The 17,028-nt window shown below is 34.7% G+C and carries 17 protein-coding genes; 8 read left to right on the top strand and 9 right to left on the bottom strand.

Features of this window, described 5'->3' with window-relative positions:
- Positions 1-4 precede the first annotated feature (4 nt).
- From ACGHIN_RS06980 to ACGHIN_RS06970, 3 genes are read right to left on the bottom strand one after another with little or no spacing between them, the layout of a single operon-like run.
- Positions 5-802 carry a DUF4129 domain-containing protein gene (locus ACGHIN_RS06980; protein WP_390452065.1) on the bottom strand — a complete coding sequence of 266 codons (798 nt, stop codon included), beginning with the start codon at positions 800-802 and terminating at the stop codon, positions 5-7.
- A complete protein-coding gene (locus ACGHIN_RS06975) occupies positions 795-1,754 on the bottom strand; it encodes a DUF4013 domain-containing protein (protein WP_390452063.1) in 960 nt (319 codons plus the stop codon). Before ACGHIN_RS06975 ends, ACGHIN_RS06980 begins: the two co-directional genes overlap by 8 nt.
- The gene (locus ACGHIN_RS06970; protein ID WP_390452061.1) at positions 1,741-2,724 is read right to left on the bottom strand and encodes a stage II sporulation protein M; all 984 of its coding nucleotides are present in this window, start codon (positions 2,722-2,724) and stop codon (positions 1,741-1,743) included. The genes ACGHIN_RS06975 and ACGHIN_RS06970 overlap by 14 nt, the downstream gene beginning before the upstream one ends.
- A 28-nt stretch (positions 2,725-2,752) precedes the next feature.
- On the opposite strand from ACGHIN_RS06970, the gene ACGHIN_RS06965 reads away from it, so the two are divergent.
- Positions 2,753-3,499 carry an RDD family protein gene (locus tag ACGHIN_RS06965; protein ID WP_390452059.1) on the top strand — a complete coding sequence of 249 codons (747 nt, stop codon included), beginning with the start codon at positions 2,753-2,755 and terminating at the stop codon, positions 3,497-3,499.
- Positions 3,500-3,582: 83 nt separating this feature from the next.
- A complete protein-coding gene (locus ACGHIN_RS06960) occupies positions 3,583-3,873 on the top strand; it encodes a GNAT family N-acetyltransferase (RefSeq protein ID WP_390452058.1) in 291 nt (96 codons plus the stop codon).
- Between the two features lie 38 nt (positions 3,874-3,911).
- Here the strand turns inward: ACGHIN_RS06960 and ACGHIN_RS06955 are convergent, their stop codons facing one another.
- The 6 genes from ACGHIN_RS06955 to smpB all read right to left on the bottom strand — a co-directional run bounded on the left by ACGHIN_RS06955 (position 3,912) and on the right by smpB (position 8,835).
- A complete protein-coding gene (locus tag ACGHIN_RS06955; protein WP_390452056.1) occupies positions 3,912-4,070 on the bottom strand; it encodes a hypothetical protein in 159 nt (52 codons plus the stop codon).
- A 70-nt stretch (positions 4,071-4,140) separates the two neighbouring features.
- Complete coding sequence (locus tag ACGHIN_RS06950) at positions 4,141-5,112, bottom strand: glycosyltransferase family protein (protein WP_390452055.1); 972 nt, start codon at positions 5,110-5,112, stop codon at positions 4,141-4,143.
- Complete coding sequence (locus tag ACGHIN_RS06945) at positions 5,109-5,936, bottom strand: UDP-2,3-diacylglucosamine diphosphatase (protein ID WP_390452054.1); 828 nt, start codon at positions 5,934-5,936, stop codon at positions 5,109-5,111. Before ACGHIN_RS06945 ends, ACGHIN_RS06950 begins: the two co-directional genes overlap by 4 nt.
- A 56-nt stretch (positions 5,937-5,992) precedes the next feature.
- On the bottom strand, positions 5,993-6,733 hold the full coding sequence (locus ACGHIN_RS06940; RefSeq protein WP_390452052.1) for a YebC/PmpR family DNA-binding transcriptional regulator: 741 nt from the start codon (positions 6,731-6,733) through the stop codon (positions 5,993-5,995).
- 93 nt (positions 6,734-6,826) lie between these two features.
- Complete coding sequence (locus tag ACGHIN_RS06935) at positions 6,827-8,299, bottom strand: OmpA family protein (protein WP_390452051.1); 1,473 nt, start codon at positions 8,297-8,299, stop codon at positions 6,827-6,829.
- 77 nt (positions 8,300-8,376) lie between these two features.
- On the bottom strand, positions 8,377-8,835 hold the full coding sequence (gene smpB / locus ACGHIN_RS06930; RefSeq protein ID WP_390452050.1) for an SsrA-binding protein SmpB: 459 nt from the start codon (positions 8,833-8,835) through the stop codon (positions 8,377-8,379).
- A gap of 120 nt (positions 8,836-8,955) precedes the next feature.
- On the opposite strand from smpB, the gene ACGHIN_RS06925 reads away from it, so the two are divergent.
- The 6 genes from ACGHIN_RS06925 (at position 8,956) to ACGHIN_RS06900 (ending at position 17,015) form a co-directional block, all read left to right on the top strand.
- Positions 8,956-10,578, top strand: a complete 1,623-nt coding sequence (locus ACGHIN_RS06925; RefSeq protein ID WP_390452049.1) for an ABC-F family ATP-binding cassette domain-containing protein — start codon at positions 8,956-8,958, stop codon at positions 10,576-10,578.
- An 83-nt stretch (positions 10,579-10,661) separates the two neighbouring features.
- Positions 10,662-12,374, top strand: a complete 1,713-nt coding sequence (gene recJ / locus ACGHIN_RS06920) for a single-stranded-DNA-specific exonuclease RecJ (protein WP_390452048.1) — start codon at positions 10,662-10,664, stop codon at positions 12,372-12,374.
- 34 nt (positions 12,375-12,408) lie between these two features.
- Entirely contained in the window at positions 12,409-12,993 is a 585-nt protein-coding gene (gene nadD / locus ACGHIN_RS06915) for a nicotinate (nicotinamide) nucleotide adenylyltransferase (RefSeq protein ID WP_390452046.1), read from the top strand.
- A 73-nt stretch (positions 12,994-13,066) separates the two neighbouring features.
- Complete coding sequence (locus ACGHIN_RS06910; RefSeq protein WP_390452045.1) at positions 13,067-13,408, top strand: DUF3817 domain-containing protein; 342 nt, start codon at positions 13,067-13,069, stop codon at positions 13,406-13,408.
- A 412-nt stretch (positions 13,409-13,820) separates the two neighbouring features.
- Positions 13,821-16,085 carry a TonB-dependent receptor domain-containing protein gene (locus ACGHIN_RS06905; RefSeq protein ID WP_390452044.1) on the top strand — a complete coding sequence of 755 codons (2,265 nt, stop codon included), beginning with the start codon at positions 13,821-13,823 and terminating at the stop codon, positions 16,083-16,085.
- Between the two features lie 54 nt (positions 16,086-16,139).
- Positions 16,140-17,015, top strand: coding sequence for an alpha/beta hydrolase fold domain-containing protein (locus ACGHIN_RS06900; protein WP_390452042.1), 876 nt, complete (start codon positions 16,140-16,142; stop codon positions 17,013-17,015).
- Positions 17,016-17,028: the final 13 nt, after the last annotated feature.

The following is a 17,028-nucleotide window of genomic DNA, read 5'->3' as shown; positions in this document are numbered from 1 at the left end:
TAATTTATGGTTTGAATGACTGGTATTGATTTTTAAATTTCAGATAGGTCTGCTCTTCAATATTGAACTCTCCATACCAAACATAATCGAATATATAAGACAAATTAAAAAATTCATCCTTTAAAGTCCCTTGCTTTAATTCTGCAATATAATCTTTATTGGTTTTTTCAGGATTCCAGTTGATCCGTTTTTTATCGCTCAACTTTTTGAGAATAAAAAGAAACTGATAACGGATTGCCGAACGATAGTCTCCTGACCTCTCGAACCGGGCAATACTTTCCGGAAAATTAATTTCATGAATATTTTCGTGAAGTTCTTCTTCACGGATATCCACTTTTTTATTCTTTCTGCCAAAAATAAAACTGCCGTCTTTTCCGAGGAGATATCTCACAATAAAGTAAAGTAAAAACCCGACAAGAAGAATAGCAAAAATGCGAATAAGGGTTTCTGTTGCTTTTGTTGATTTGGTGAAAACCGTATCTCCAAAAATACGTTCAAGTATTTGAGCTATTTTCCGCCGGAGCTTTTGCCCGAAAGATTCTCTTGGTTTAGAGGTAGAATAGTCAAATTCTTTTGATTTATATCTTGCCGGAAGATTTTCCCTGAATTTTTTAGGATGTACAGTATTTTCTGAAACCGGATTTTGTCTGAGTATAGAATCTGCAGGATACATGTTTTTATAATATCCCTCACTCAGTGAATCCACTATATATTCTTCCACCTCCGGTTCAGGGTCATCTTGAGCGTTTACTGATCCAAAGGAGATTATACACAACGAAAAAGCAAACAACAGTTTATTCATTACTTCCTATAGTTTCTATTTCGGCAAGCTCTACTTTTTGATGAAGATCTGTTCTGCTATCATAATACATCAACCCAGCATTGACATACATTAAATTGTACATGAAAAGACTAACAAGTATTGAAATTCCATACATCACGAAGAAAAATATTCCGGTTGTCCCAGTGAACGGATTTTGCTCAAAATTGCCATCCTGTGGAGTGGTAAGTAAGGAACCATAGACAAAAAACATGGGAATAGAGGTAAAAATACTGGAAATAATATACAGGATGATAAAAATAATGATGGTTGCCCCCCAATATTTCCAAAATGGAGATCTTTCTCTTCCATTGGTATAGGAAAACTGAGCCCTTAAGGAATAGCTCAGGCTTTCGAAAAATCCTCTGCTGGTATTGAAAAAATCATACATCAGGAAGGTAGTAACATTAATGACCACCGGATAAAGGAGAAGGATCAGAAAGAATCCTATAACAATCATCATTAATGCAGCAGAAATTCCAAATATTAAAATGGTCAACGGTGTTACAATAAACATCATTCCCATACAAAGAATGGCAATTCTGCCTATATTACTCTTAAAATCATTGAGGATATCATCTGTTCTTATTTTTTCCTGGCCCTGAGCAAGTCTTTTCAAATAAAAGACCGGGTATAGATAATTAACAATCATCAGAATGATAAAAAGGAAAAAAGTCAGTATTCCGATACCGATAAACATTCCCATATTTTCTTCGAAGTATTGTTCGAAATAACCGCTCTCTCCACTCAGATTGGATCTGAAAACCTGTGAAAAAAGTTCTCTATATCCAAATATACAGACCACTACCATCAGAATAAGCAACAAGCCGTTGATCAATATATAATTCTTAAAATAATTTTTTCCATATAATTTGAAAAAATTAAAGCTGTCACTAATGAAAGTGCCAAAGTCTCTTTTCTTATAAAGCTGCATTGCTGATCTGGTTATTTAGTTTTTTATGCACAATGGAAGGATATATAAAATAATAAAACCCGATAATAGCCAATGAACCAAGGATAATAATCAGGTTCAGAACCAAAGGCATTTTTAAGGCATGTCTTGTTACATATCCTTCAATAATTCCTGCGCAGATTGTAAAAGGAATTGTACTTAAAAATATTTTGAAAGAATCTTTAAATCCATTTTTAAAAGAATTGAGACGAGAAAATGTTTTTGGAAACAGGATGGATGTCCCCAAGATCAATCCGCACATGGCTTCCACCACCATGGAAAAGATTTCAAAAACACCATGAAGCCAGATTCCTCTTGCGCTATCTTTCAGCGCCCCGTAATCATAAAAGAAATATTGAAACGAACCCAGCATCACACTGTTTGAAAGTAAGACGTACAATGTACCCACTCCCGCAAAAATTCCATAGATATACAGTTTCGCTCCGACACCAATGTTATTAAAAATAATTCCGATTGTGCTTCCCCATGTTGACCCTTTCTGATAAACCCCGACAGCATTTCCTTTCTTGATGTTTTCGATGGTTTCATTCACATAGCCCTCACCTAAAATAATAGTAGCAAATTCTTTATCATAGATGGCAGAAAGCACCCCGATCAAAGTAAATAAAATAAAAAACAGAAAAGCATACAGCAAATATCTCCTGTACTGATACACCAGTAAAGGAACTTCAGTTTTGAAGAAATACATGATTCTGTTTTCCTCAACTCTTCTGGTCTTATAAATTTTCTGAAAGATCTGTGATGAAAGGTGATTCAGATAAACTGTCGTATTACTTTTAGGATAGTAAGTCTGGGCAAATGAAAGATCATTGATGAGATTAATATACAGTGAAGACAGGTCATCCGGATTTTTTTTAATTTTCCCTTGAATAACCTGCTCTATTCCCAGCCATTTTTCTTTATTTTGTTTTATGAAATAAACTTCTCTCATAATCTGTAAGGCTAAAATAATAAAAATTATGTCTCAAATTGCGATTAATACTTCACAAAATGTAAATATTAATTTCAACATTGCCAGTGTTGGAGAAAGAATGCTTGCTTTCATCATAGATCTCCTGATTAAGGTGGCTTATGTAATTCTAACGTTTTATCTGTTCTTCAATGTTTTTGACCTCGGCTATATCATATCCGGAATGGATCAGTGGTCTGTTATTGCCATTTATATTGCTATTACATTCCCCGTTTATATTTATCCTGTAGTATTGGAGAGCTTAATGGAAGGGCAGACTCCCGGTAAAAAAGTGATGAAAATCCGTGTTGTAAAAATCGATGGATATCAGGCGAGTTTCGGGGATTATATGATACGTTGGATTTTCAGGATCATTGACACATCTTTTGCCGGACTGATCGGTTTAATTTCCATGATCGTATCCAAGAACAATCAGCGTCTGGGAGATATTGCTTCCGGAACAGCAGTCATCTCATTAAAGAACAGCATCAATATTTCGCATACTATTTTAGAGAATATTCATGAAGATTATATCCCGTCCTTTCCGCAGGTTATTGCTTTAAGCGATAACGACATGAGAATTATTAAAGATAATTATACCAAAGCATTACGAGTGGACGACAGAGAGATCATCAGCAGACTCTCCGATAAGATCAAGGGAATCCTAAAGCTTGAAATAGATCCTACGAAAATGACGGAAAGACAATTCATCAACATCATCATTAAAGATTACAATTACTACACAGGAAAAGATTGAGTTTGAAACGGGGAGCAAGGGTTCGGTGATAGCACTTCCTTTTTTCAAACTTTTTTTGTATCTTTATTCATAATGCTTTGATTATGAAATTTGAAAACAACAAATCCGGAAATGGTGGGGTTCTTACTTTAAACAATGAAATTAAAGAAGTCGGAAGGCTGACTTATACTATTTTTCCGGAGGAAAACAGATTTATTATTTCTTTTGTCCTGGTACATCCGGAGTTTGAAGGAAGAGGAATGGGAAAATTTCTGGTAGAAGAAGCCATCAGGTTTGCCCGGGAAAACAAGTGGAAAGTTTATCCACATTGTTCTTATGCAAGATCTGTGATGATGAGGATGAGTGATGTAGATGACGTTTTTATCAGAAATTAATCATAAAAAAAAGTTCTCTTTACAGAGAACTTTCTATACTATTGTGGGCAAACCACATCCGGACAATAAATTCCCGGACATCTTGGTCTTCCATCCGTAGGACAACATTGTTTTGAACATCCGATAATAATCCCACCCGCAATTTCTTTCAATTCATTTCTGGAAAGTGGTTTTTGAAGCATTTTTAAATTTTTCATATTAAAGATTTTATAGGTTAGTTCTTTAATAACTTAAAGTATGCTTATTTTATTATGTAAGGGGGGCTTTTTATATTTTTAAAACCTCTTCAATAAGAATTTTCTCAATATCATCAGGATAGTCTACCCGTAGATGATGATCAGAAGCCACCCAGCCTTCTATTTCTTTTAATTCCAGTATTTTAGAATTCGGAATTCCTATTTTATCCAATGCACAGGCATTACACTCCTGCTCATACTGGTTGTGTATAGGAATAACAAATAATTTTTTATCCATAAAAAGAGCTTCCGCAGGAGTTTCAAAACCTGCATTGCAAAGAATTCCTTCACAGCTTTCAAAATATTTCAGGTATTGGGTTTCATCTATCGGAAATATTTCTACATTACCTTCTCTGAATTGCAGGTTGCTGTATTTAGAGAACACTTTCCATTCAACAGGGATCTGTTTTAAGATCCTGATGATATTTTCGTCAGAAAAACTGGGCAGATATACCACATAAAACCCTTTTTTATCCGGGGTAAGATTTCTGATTTTCCTCCGGATAACCGGTTTTTTGATCTGCGGATGATAATTTTCAAAATGAAAGCCTATTTTTCTTTCGCTGGGAACATAATATTTTAAAACCATTTCTCCAAAGAAATCTTTTTTTTCCGGCTTTGGAGTTTCTTTAAAGCTCATCGATGCCTGATGGCTCAATTCGATCATGGGTAATTGCTTCAATTTGCAAGCCCAGCCTGTTAGCGGTTCGAAATCATTAATAATCAGATCATAATCAGATAACTTGAGATTTTTAATATCTTTTGCTGCCTCTATGAATTTATTCTCTGTAAATGTTTTTCGGTAGGATAAACCGCCGGTTTTATTATAAAGAAGGGAAATCCCTTTAAATTGAAAATTGATGTCAAAATCAGCCTTTAATTGAGATTGGTGGCCACTAATTAAAGTATCGACGGACACATACTTTTTCAGAAGAGGAATTATTTCCTGAGCCCTTGCTATGTGCCCATTTCCGGTACCTTGAAATGCGTAAAGGATTTTCATTGAGAAAAATTGGTTACTATTTTTAAAAGTTCGGAAGTATCCATCTCCTTAATTTCTTCAGCTTCATCATCTTTAAGCAAGTGCTTATGATCATCATAATAAAAAATCTTCCATTCATTGTTATGATACTCCAAAGCTGACAGGTTCTCAATCCAGTCTCCTGAATTGAGGTAGGTACAGGATCCTTTTTTATTAACCACTTCGCGGATCTGCGGCTGATGAATATGTCCGCAGATGACGTAATCGTAATGATTATCAATAGCAAGCTCGGAAGCCGTCATTTCAAAATCGCCAATATATTTTACGGCTTTTTTTACATTATTTTTGATCTTCTTTGAAAATGAATATTTTTCCTTACCCATTTTTTCTAAAAACCAATTGACGACATTATTGATTATAATCAGCAAATCATATCCTTTGCCCCCTAATTTAGCAATCCATTTTGAATGCTGTACTGAGGCATCAAAAACATCTCCGTGAAAAATCCAGGTCTTTTTGTGATTAATATCCAGACAGATTTTGTTGCATACTTTTAATTTACCCAATTCGAAGTCGGTAAACTTCCGGAACATTTCATCATGGTTTCCGGTAATGTAATAAACGTCTGTATTTTTAGTGGCAAATGAAAGGATTTTTTTAATCACTTTCAGGTGGGGTTTAGGAAAGTAAGACTTTTTGAACTGCCAGATATCAATAATATCCCCATTCAAAACTAAGGTCTTAGGTTGAATTGAATTCAGATATCTCAGTAATTCTTTAGCCTTACATCCATAAGTTCCCAAATGCACATCCGATATAACTACTAATTCAACGTTTCTTTTCATAGTTTTATGCAAAGAAACTAATTGAAAATTAACTATATATGAATGTTATATTAATTTTATAAAGAGTTCATCAACTCTTCTGTAATTTCCATATTATGATACACGTTTTGCACGTCATCGTCTTCTTCGAAACGTTCAAGCATTTTCATATTAGCTTTGAACTGTTCTTCTGTTACTTCTTTTGTATTATTAGGAATTCTTTGAAGCTCAGCACTTTTGGCTTCAATTCCTAATTCATCCAACTTATGGGATAATGAACCAAAATCTTCAAAAGCCGTAGTGATCATTACTTCATCTTCATCTTTATCTATTTCTTCTGCACCTCCATCAATCATCTCCATTTCAAAATCATCCCAATCCATTTTGATCTGTGATAAATCCAGATTGAAAATTCCTTTTCTATCAAAAATAAAAGCTAATTCTCCATTTTTCCCAAGATTTCCGTCAAACTTATTGAAAACAGCTCTTACGTTAGCAACGGTTCTTGTCGTATTATTGGTTGTGCATTCCACAAAAAACGCTACTCCGCCCTGACCGTATCCTTCATAGGTAATTTCTTCATAATTTTCAGCATCTGCTCCGCTTGCCTTTTTAATTGCTCTTTCTACATTGTCTTTTGGCATATTGGCTCCTTTTGCATTTTGGATGCATCTTCTTAATGCCGGATTTGATTCAGGGTCAGGCCCACCTGCTTTTACCGCTAACGCAATATCTTTACCTATTTTAGAGAATGTTTTGGCCATTTTATCCCAACGGGCCATTTTAGAAGCTTTTCTATATTCAAATGCTCTTCCCATTTTATTTTTAAATTTTCAACAAAATTAGTTAAAAGTCGACGAAAAAAAAATACCTCCAAAAACTTGGAGGTATTTATTATTTAGAAAAATTAATTATTTTCTTTTTTTAGTAGTTTTCTTTTTAGCAGGAGCTTTTTTCACTGGAGCATCTTCGTAATCTTTTTTCTTGATTGCGTTCCACTCGTCAGCGTTCTCGATAGCTTTTACAACTACTTTTCTGTCAACTTGTCTTTCAGCGTCAGAAGCTTTTTCAGAAACTGTAGCCTTAGATTCACCAACACCTACAGATTTAAGAGCGTTAGGATCTACACCTCTAGCATCTAAAGCAGCAACTACTGCAGCAGCTCTTTCTCTAGAAAGTTTCAAGTTATAAGCTTCAGAACCTTTAGCATCAGTTCTACCTTCTAATAGATAGTTACCTCCATCTTTCTTAATGATGTCAGCAGCAGCATCTAATGCAGGAGTAGATTCAGGCTTGATAGTAGCTTTGTTAAAGTCGAAATAAACACTTCCTAATTTTGTCTCAACATCAATAGCTGTCTGAGTCTTAGGCTTAGGACATCCGTTGTATTCTGGCAAACCAGGGACTGTAGGACAAGCATCATCTTTATCTAAGATACCGTCTCCGTCTGTATCTGGCCAAGGACAACCGTTGTTTTCAGCAGGACCTGCTACTGTAGGACAAGCATCATCTTTATCGATAACACCATCACCGTCTGTATCTGGCCAAGGACAACCGTTGTTTTCAACTGGACCAGCTACGTCTGGACATTGATCGTCTTTATCTGGAACTCCGTCACCGTCTGTATCAGGACATCCTTGGAATTCAGGTAAACCTGGAGTATCTGGACAAAGATCGTCTTTATCTAGGATTCCATCTTTATCTCTATCTCTGTTACCAAATCTAAAGTTCAAAGATGCAGAAGCTTGCCAGAAGTTAGCTACATTAGCTTTGTCACCAGGAGTTGAAACGTAATCTCCCTGGATACCAAGACCGAAGTTTTTAGTTAACCAGAAGTTTGCTCCAGCACCTGTAGCAACTGTAAAGAAGTTAGCTTTTCCATTTTCATTCCCGTTTTCACCGTTCGAGATTATATCGCCATTAGCGTCAACTCTTGGAAAAGTAAGTGCTGTGTAATCATGTCTTAAGTAGTTAGCACCTACTCTTAAATATGGATCAAACCAAGACTCTTCATTCCATAAAAGACCTGCAGCTTTAGCTTGGAAACCAAGACCTGTCATAAGGAAAAATTCTTTCCCCATGTTAAATCTTTTGTTATCAACGTTTCCTACAGTAGTCTGCCAGTCAATTACTAAACCTTTACCGATATTTCTAGCAACCGTTAGTTTAGACAATGGAGGTGTAATAGAGAAGTTGTTCATATTGAACATTGTCTTCGTCAAATTCTTAGCAGAGAACGTATTACTGAAATTACTTCTCTGTGCCATATGGTTTTCCGCATGAGCACCAACTCCGATCATCCACGGATTATTGGTAGTCTGAGCGAATACAGTAGAAGCAACAGTAAGTGCCAATGCTGAAATTCCTAATTTTAGATTTTTCATAGAATTAAATGATTAAATAATTGATAATGCAAAATAAATATAATTTTTCTTTATATACAAAGTTTTTTAAATGATTTTTAACTTTTCTTTAATATTCTGTCCAGGCTTCGTTTATTTTCTCTATCTTTTATGCTCTCCCTTTTATCGAAAAGCTTTTTTCCTCTTCCTAACGCTATTAAAATCTTAGCCTTTCCCCTATCATTTATATATAACTTTAAAGGTATAATTGTATTTCCTACATCCTTTAGTTTCTTTTCCAGTCTTTGCAATTCTTTTTTGTGCAACAGCAATTTCCGTTCCCTTTTTGTTTTGTGGTTATAAAATGTTCCCAATTTATACTCATCAATCATCATATTAATAATGTATAACTCCCCATCAATAAACTGACAGAAGGATTCTGCAATAGATGCCTTGGAAGACCTTAAAGATTTTATTTCTGTCCCCGTTAAAACCATTCCTGCTTCTACTTCTTCAAGAATTTCATATTCAAAACGGGCTCGTCTATTCAGTATATTTACTGTTTTCTCAATCTTCATCTTTTAAAATTTCGTTATTGAAATATATATAAAATACTTCTTATTTAAAAACTTGACTATTATAATATTACGCAATACCCAAATTCTTTTCGTATTTTTGCGCCAAATTTACAAAACAATATGTTAACAGTATCTAACTTATCTTTACAATTCGGGAAAAGAGTTCTTTTTGACGAGGTAAATATTATGTTTACCAAAGGAAACTGCTACGGAATTATCGGAGCAAATGGAGCAGGAAAGTCTACATTCCTTAAAATATTAACAGGAAAGCAAGATCCAACTACAGGAAATGTATCTTTAGAGCCAGGAAAAAGAATGTCTGTTTTGGAGCAGGATCACTTTGCTTATGATCAATATACTGTTCTTGAAGCTGTTTTGAGAGGAAACAAAAAATTATTCGAGATAAAAGAGGAAATGGATGCATTATATGCAAAAGAAGATTTCTCTGACGAAGATGGTATTAAAGCTGGTGAACTGGGTGTAATCTATGATGAAATGGGAGGATGGACAGCTGAATCTGACGCTCAGACTATGCTTTCCAATGTGGGTATCTCAGACGACATGCACTGGCAAATGATGAGTGAACTTGAGAATAAAGACAAAGTAAAAGTTCTTTTAGCTCAGGCTCTGTTTGGTAATCCGGATGTGCTTATTTTGGATGAGCCTACGAACGATCTTGATATTGAAACCATTTCCTGGTTAGAAGATTTCCTTGCTGATTACGAAAATACGGTAATTGTGGTTTCTCACGACCGTCACTTCCTGGATACGGTTTGTACACATATCGGAGATTTAGATTATGCTAAACTTAACCTTTATACGGGTAATTATTCTTTCTGGTATCAGGCTTCTCAGCTAGCAACAAGACAAAGAGCCCAAGCTAACAAGAAAGCGGAAGAAAAGAAGAAAGAACTTCAGGACTTCATTGCAAGATTTAGTTCAAACGTTGCAAAGGCAAAACAAGCCACTGCAAGAAAGAAAATGATCGACAAATTGAATATTGATGATATTAAACCGTCTTCCAGAAGGTATCCAGCCATTATTTTCGAAATGGAAAGAGAAGCCGGAGATCAGATTTTAGATGTAAAAGGTCTTGAAAAAACTAAAGACGGAGAATTGCTTTTCTCTAATATCGATCTTAATCTTAAAAAAGGCGATAAGGTTGCCGTACTTTCTAAAAACTCTTTGGCAATCACAGAATTTTTCGAAATTTTAGCAGGAAATGCTAAAGCTGATAAAGGAACATTTGCCTGGGGGGTTACTACCAACCAGTCTCACATGCCATTAGATAATACAAGTTTCTTCCAGGAAGATATCAATCTTGTTGACTGGTTAAGACAATTCACGAAAAATGATGAAGAACGTCACGAAGAATTTGTAAGAGGATTCTTAGGTAGAATGCTTTTCTCCGGAGACGAAGCACTGAAATCTTGTAAAGTTCTTTCAGGAGGTGAAAAAATGAGATGTATGTTCAGCAGAATGATGCTTCAGAAAGCTAATGTTCTTTTATTAGATGAACCTACGAATCACTTGGATCTTGAAAGTATCACTACTTTAAACAACTCTTTATCCAATTTCAAAGGAAACATCTTATTGGCATCTCATGACCACGAAATGCTTCAGACTGTCTGTAACAGAATCATTGAGTTAACTCCTAACGGAATTATCGACAGAGAGATGACTTATGATGAGTACCTTGCTGATAAGAAGGTAAAAGAATTGAGAGAGAAAATGTATTCTTAAATAAACAGACCGTTCAAAATTTGAACGGTTTTTTTATTTAATACTTACTTACTTTTTAAAATATAATTCCCTATTTTTGTGAAATGAGTCAAAAATGGATTTATAAGCCCGAACCTGATGAGGAAATTGTGGACAGATTAAGTTCGTCACTTGGTTTTGGAACTTTCGAATCTAAACTTCTCGTTCTTAGAGGAATTGACAATTATCAGAAAGCCCGGGAGTTTTTCAAGCCAAACCTCAACGATATACATAGCCCTTTTTTAATGGCCGATATGCAAAAGGCTGTTGAACGTATTGCCACTGCCATTGAAAACGGAGAAAAAATATTAGTATATGGTGATTATGACGTAGATGGGACTACCGCAGTTGCCTTAATGTATCTCTACCTCAGCAAAATTGTTGAGAAAAAATATCTGGATTATTATATCCCGGACAGGAATTCCGAAGGATACGGGATTTCAACTGAAGGAATTGATTTTGCCAAAGATCATGGTTTTTCTTTAATCATTGCCCTGGACTGTGGAATTAAAGCGATTGATATGGTTAATTATGCAGAAAATCTGGGTATTGACTTTATTATTTGTGATCATCACCTTCCCGGGGAGGAAATTCCTAATGCAGCAGCTGTGCTGGATCCAAAAAGAAGCGATTGCAGATATCCCTTTAAAGAATTATCCGGATGTGGAGTCGGATTCAAATTGTGTCAGGGATTGAACACCATTTATAAAATTCCGGAAGCTGAATTATTTGAATTAACAGATCTTCTAGCTATCTCTATTGCTGCCGATATCGTATCCATGACCGGAGAAAACAGGGTATTAGCAAAAATGGGGCTTAAAACCTTGAGAAAAACAAGAAATTTAGGATTAAGATTATTAATCCCTGAAGATAAGCTCTCACATTTTGAGATTTCAAATATTGTTTTTGAAATTGCTCCTAAAATTAATGCTGCAGGAAGAATTTCCCATGGAAAAGCCGCTGTGGAATTAATGGTTTCTGACAATTTGAAGCATGCTCACCAGATTGTTGACGATATTATGAATCTCAATGATGAAAGACGTGAGCTGGACATGAACTCTACTCTTTCTGCACTGAACCAGATCATTGAGTCCCAACAGGAAACCAAACATACTACTATTGTTTATCATCCTGAATGGAATAAAGGTGTTATTGGGATTGTAGCCTCAAGGCTTATTGAAACCTATTATAAACCTACCTTGGTTTTTACAGACGGGAATAATGGTGAAATGGTAGCTTCTGCAAGATCAGTTTCCGATTTTGACGTTCATGAGGCATTAGATCTTTGTTCAGAATATTTTCTGAAATTCGGGGGTCACCATGCCGCTGCAGGACTTTCCATGGAAAAAGATAAGTTTGAAGCTTTCAAAGAGAAATTTGAAAGAATTGTTTCTGAAAAAATCAAAGAACATCAGAAAGAACCTTCTATAACGATAGATTCTGAAATTCAGATTGATGAAATCAACAGGGAATTTATTAATTTCCACAGGAAGCTGGCGCCTTTCGGACCTCATAATATGAAGCCTATTCTTACTTTAACGAACCAGAAAGTTTCTGGATACGTAAAAACAATGGGCAAAGACAACAATCACTTAAAGTTTTTCATTAAGCAGGAGTCTACCGGAAGAAATATAGAATGTGTAGGCTTTAAACTGGGCCAGTTTGCCGAAGATTTTAAGAATAAGAACTTTGACATTGCTTTTACCTTAGAGGAAAATCATTGGAAAGGAAACGTAACGCATTATTTGAATATTAAGGACGTAAAATTCAGGAATTGAGCATTCCTAATTCCTAAGCCCTAATTTCTACTTCATGAAAAAAATCGGTTTATTTTTCGGCTCTTTTAATCCTATTCACATTGGTCATTTGATTTTAGCCAATTATATCCTTGAAAATACGGATATGGATGAGTTATGGTTTGTCGTGAGTCCGCAGAATCCGTTTAAGGATAAAAAATCCTTATTAAAAGATCATAACAGACTGGATATGGTACAACTTGCCGTAAAAAACTATCCTAAAATGAGGGTCTCCAATGTAGAGTTTTCTCTTCCGAAACCTAGTTATACGATTGATACTCTTACCTATCTTCATGAAAAATATCCAGATTATTCTTTCAGCCTGATTATGGGAGAAGATAATCTCGGAAACCTTCATAAATGGAAAAATGCAGACAGGCTCATCAGAAATCATCACATCATTGTATATCCGAGAGTTTTCGATGGTGAAAAAAAAGATTCGGAATACTTGCAGCATGAAAATATCTCTTTAATAAAAGCTCCTGTTATTGAGCTTTCTGCTACGGAAATCCGCAGTATGATCAAACAAGGTAAAAATGTACGTCCCATGCTTCCTCCCGAAGTTTTCGACTATTTAGACGGAAGTAGTTTTTATAAATAACTTCAGATGCTAAAAATTAGACTATAGAAGTTGCACTCCATTCAACTTATCATTCATCACTTATAAATGCACAATGAATTTCATCGATAAATTTTTCTCAAAATACTCACAGGAAAAGATCATCAAATGGTTTAAGCAAATTTGTATTGCTGAAGCGATTTCCTGCTTCCTCTTATACGGTATTGCCATGGTCTGGAAAAGGTATGATGAGGAAGGACTTCTTGCCACTATTTTTATTATTATCGTGGGAAACATACACGGGCTATTCTTTACCCTTTACCTTTTGCTTTGTCTGCCGGCAAGAAAAATCTACAAGTGGGATGATGAAGATTTTGTATTCGCTTTGCTTGCTGCCTTTTTCCCTTTTGCAACGATCTGGGTAGATAAAAAATTAGCCCGATTCGATAGAGAGTAAAAAGTGGCTTGAAAAACCCTTAGATAATTATCCTCTTTTATACAAAAACCATTAATTCAAAAATGTACGATTATCAACTGTATTAGTTTAATGCAGTTGGTTATTGCTCCTACATTTCTCAAGTACTAGTTTTCATTTACCATAAATGATTAATGGTAATACTATATCTTTTTGTTAATTTTTTTAAAATTTCAATTTTGCATGTAACAAATTAAACATTGAAATTGTCTAATTAAGTAAGAAGTTCAACTGTAGTAAAATTTTAATCAAATTTTTATAAACTGAAAATCAACACATTAAGGTGAGTATAAAATTATTTTTACTACTTTGTATTGCAAGATACTAAAATTATTATATATCTTTGCAATGTTAAATAATAACAAATACAAGCTATTAATAAAATTAAAAAGTCATGAAAACGCCAATTCTCATCGCAGCCTTATTTTTCAGTGGATTAGCATCTGCCCAGCAAAAAAAATCGGATTCTGTAAAAACACAGAATATTGAAGGAGTAACACTAACCAAGCAGGTTTTCAAAAAACAAAGCGACCGTTTTGTTTATGATGTTGCCGCATCACCAGTAACAAAAGGGAATACTACTTTTGATTTATTAAAGCAAACTCCCCTTCTTTCCACAACCGATGATAAAACGTTGAAAATTGCAGGAAAGAATAATGCGCTAATTTATATCAACGGAAGAAAAACCAATATGGATGCAGAATCTTTGGTACAATTCCTGAAAAATACACCTGCAGAGAATATTCAGAAAATTGAAGTGATTACGGTTCCGGGAAGTGAATATCAGGTGGAATCTTCTGACGGGATCATCAATATCGTTTTGAAGAAAAAGATGAGTGACGGAACCAGCGGTAACATGAGAATGTCTAACAGCCAGAATAAATACAACTCAAGTTCAGCAAGTTTCTCCCTTAATTATAGAAAAGATAAATTAGGGATCAGCGCAAGCTTGAATGGTGGTGAAAATATCCAGCCGCAGACATATATTTTGAGAAACGGAACCAATATGGTAAGAAATGAGTCAACGGGTGATATTGATGATCCGAACAAAAACCTTGGGGGCTATCTTAATATTGATTATCAGTTGACTGATAAAAGTAATTTAGCCCTGTCATGGAATTCCTGGGCTAACAGAAGTTACAACTCTACAATTGATCTTCTTAATGCTATCACCAAATATGATAATGAAGGAAACCTGATTTCCACTGATTATACCCGAACAAAAAATAAAGAAAATGCCCGCAGTTATAACAATTCTGTGAATCTGAACTATGAATTGAAGCTTGATTCTCTGGGAAGTAAATTGAATATGAATGCTGCTTACTTAAATTATAAGAGATTCCAGTATTCCAACAATAATACTATGCTTCCGGGAATCGCAGGTGATTTTTCACAAACCGGAAAGAAAATCATTCAGGATATTCCTCAGATCATCAATAATTTTTCAGGGACTGTAGATTATATTCAAAAGCTTAAGAACGATTTTACCATTTCCGCAGGAGGAAATTTCAATAAAACAAAAACTGATAATGATACCAAAAATTATACATATCCTTATGACAGCAACGGAAATGCGTTACAAGTAAAAGAAGATTTCAATCACTTCATTTATGATGAGAAGATCTATGGCCTGTATGTCACCTTTGAGAAGAAGTTTTCTGATAAGTTTTCAGGAAAAGTAGGAACCCGATATGAGATCACTAATAGTCTGGGTACTGCAGATAATCCTCAAAACGAAAATCCGGCGCAACAACATCAAAGAATTGAAAGAAACTATAATAATTTACTCCCTTATTTAAGTTTCAATTATGCAATCAATGACAAGAATAATATTTCTTATTCATTTTCAAGCAGAATGAGAAGGCCAAGCTTCTGGGAGCTGAACCCTGTAAAAAATATCATTACCGAGGACAATTACACTCAGAATAATCCTTTTGTAAAAGCTTCATCTACCTATAATCAGGAATTAACCTATATGTATAAAAATTCTTATTTCCTGATTCTGAACCATTCATTATTTAAAGATGTAATCACACAGGTTCCTTTGCAGAGAAAATATATTGATGATAAAGGACTGGAAAGGATACAGCTTGCTTATATCAGAACAAACTTCGGAACAAAGCAGGAAATGTCTGCTATGGTGGGAATTCAGAAGTCATTCTTTAAGCAATATCTTACTACCAATTTTAACATCGGTGTGCAACATAACATCAATGATGGTACTTTGAATACAGACCCTACAACAGGACAGGTTTTTGACATGTATACAAATAATACCAAATCAACAAGCTTAGTGATTCAATCGAATAATACCATCCGATTGGATAAAAAGAAAACCTGGTTCCTTGGTGTAAATTATTTCTTCGTAGACAAGCAACAAATAGAACTTGGATTGTTAAAAAACCTGATGAGCCTTGATTTAAGCTTAAAGAAAAACTGGAACGACTGGACCTTTGCTATTAACGTAAATGATGTTTTAAGAACCAATTTAGTTGAGATAGAGGATTATCAAAGCTCAGGAAATTACAACTATATCAGAAACGACCAATACAGAAGAAATATGACCGTGAGCATTACTTATAACTTCGGAAACCAGAAAGTGAAAAAAGTAAGAGACATTGAGAGTGCTTCTGATGATATTAAAAACAGAACAAGATAAAAACAATCATTTCTTCATATTTATATTTTTGTACGAAAACTCGCTGAGCAATCAGTGAGTTTTTTTATCTTTATGATGATGGGAAAGGTAAGAATCATATTCGGTTTTCTTTTTATAATTACAATAATGATCAGTTGTAAAAAGAAAACGATTGAGATTGATAAGGGGGTCCATTTTAAAAATCTGGTTAATATCAGCTATGGAAAAGATCCGGAACAAAATATGGACTTATACATTCCCAGCGGAAGGGAAATAAAAAATGTTTTTATCATCATTCATGGTGGTGGATGGCGTGGCGGGGACAAATCTATCCTGTCTTCGTTTATATTTTCATTGATGAAAACTTTTCCGGACTGTGCTTTTGCCAATATCAATTACAGGCTGGCTTCCAATTCCCGTTATGCGTTACCTAATCAGACTGAAGATATTCATGAGGCGATCCTGTTTTTAGAAAGGAAATTACAATATAAATTTGATGTTATTTTGCTTGGGAATAGTGCGGGAGGACATTTATCTTTGTTATATGCATATCAATATGATCAAGATAAAAGGATAAATGCAGTGATTAATATTGTAGGGCCTTCCGATTTATCAGATCCCAATTTCAAAAATTATGAGGATTATTCTTTTGTGGAAAATCATTTGGTAGATCCTGAAATTCTTTCTGATACTATTTCTATGAATGGATTAGCAAGTCCTGTACACTGGATCAGAAAAACCTCAGCTCCTACTCTTTCTTTTTATGGTACGAAAGATACCGTGATTCCTATTTCACAAAAAGCCATTTTAGATTCTGCTTTACTTCAACACCATGTACCTCATCAATCTTTTGAGTTTAATGGAAATCATGTTGAATGGCTTAAAGAGCCCCATTCCTCTTTTTTAATTAACCGCATATCCGAATTTATAACCCATTTTGTTCAAAAATAAAACGCTTTGAAAA

It is taken from the genome of Chryseobacterium barbadense, from assembly GCF_042849955.1.
GTDB lineage: Bacteria > Bacteroidota > Bacteroidia > Flavobacteriales > Weeksellaceae > Chryseobacterium.
The sequence above is the reverse complement of the archived record's forward strand: the minus strand, read 5'-3'. Positions and strand labels throughout refer to the sequence as shown.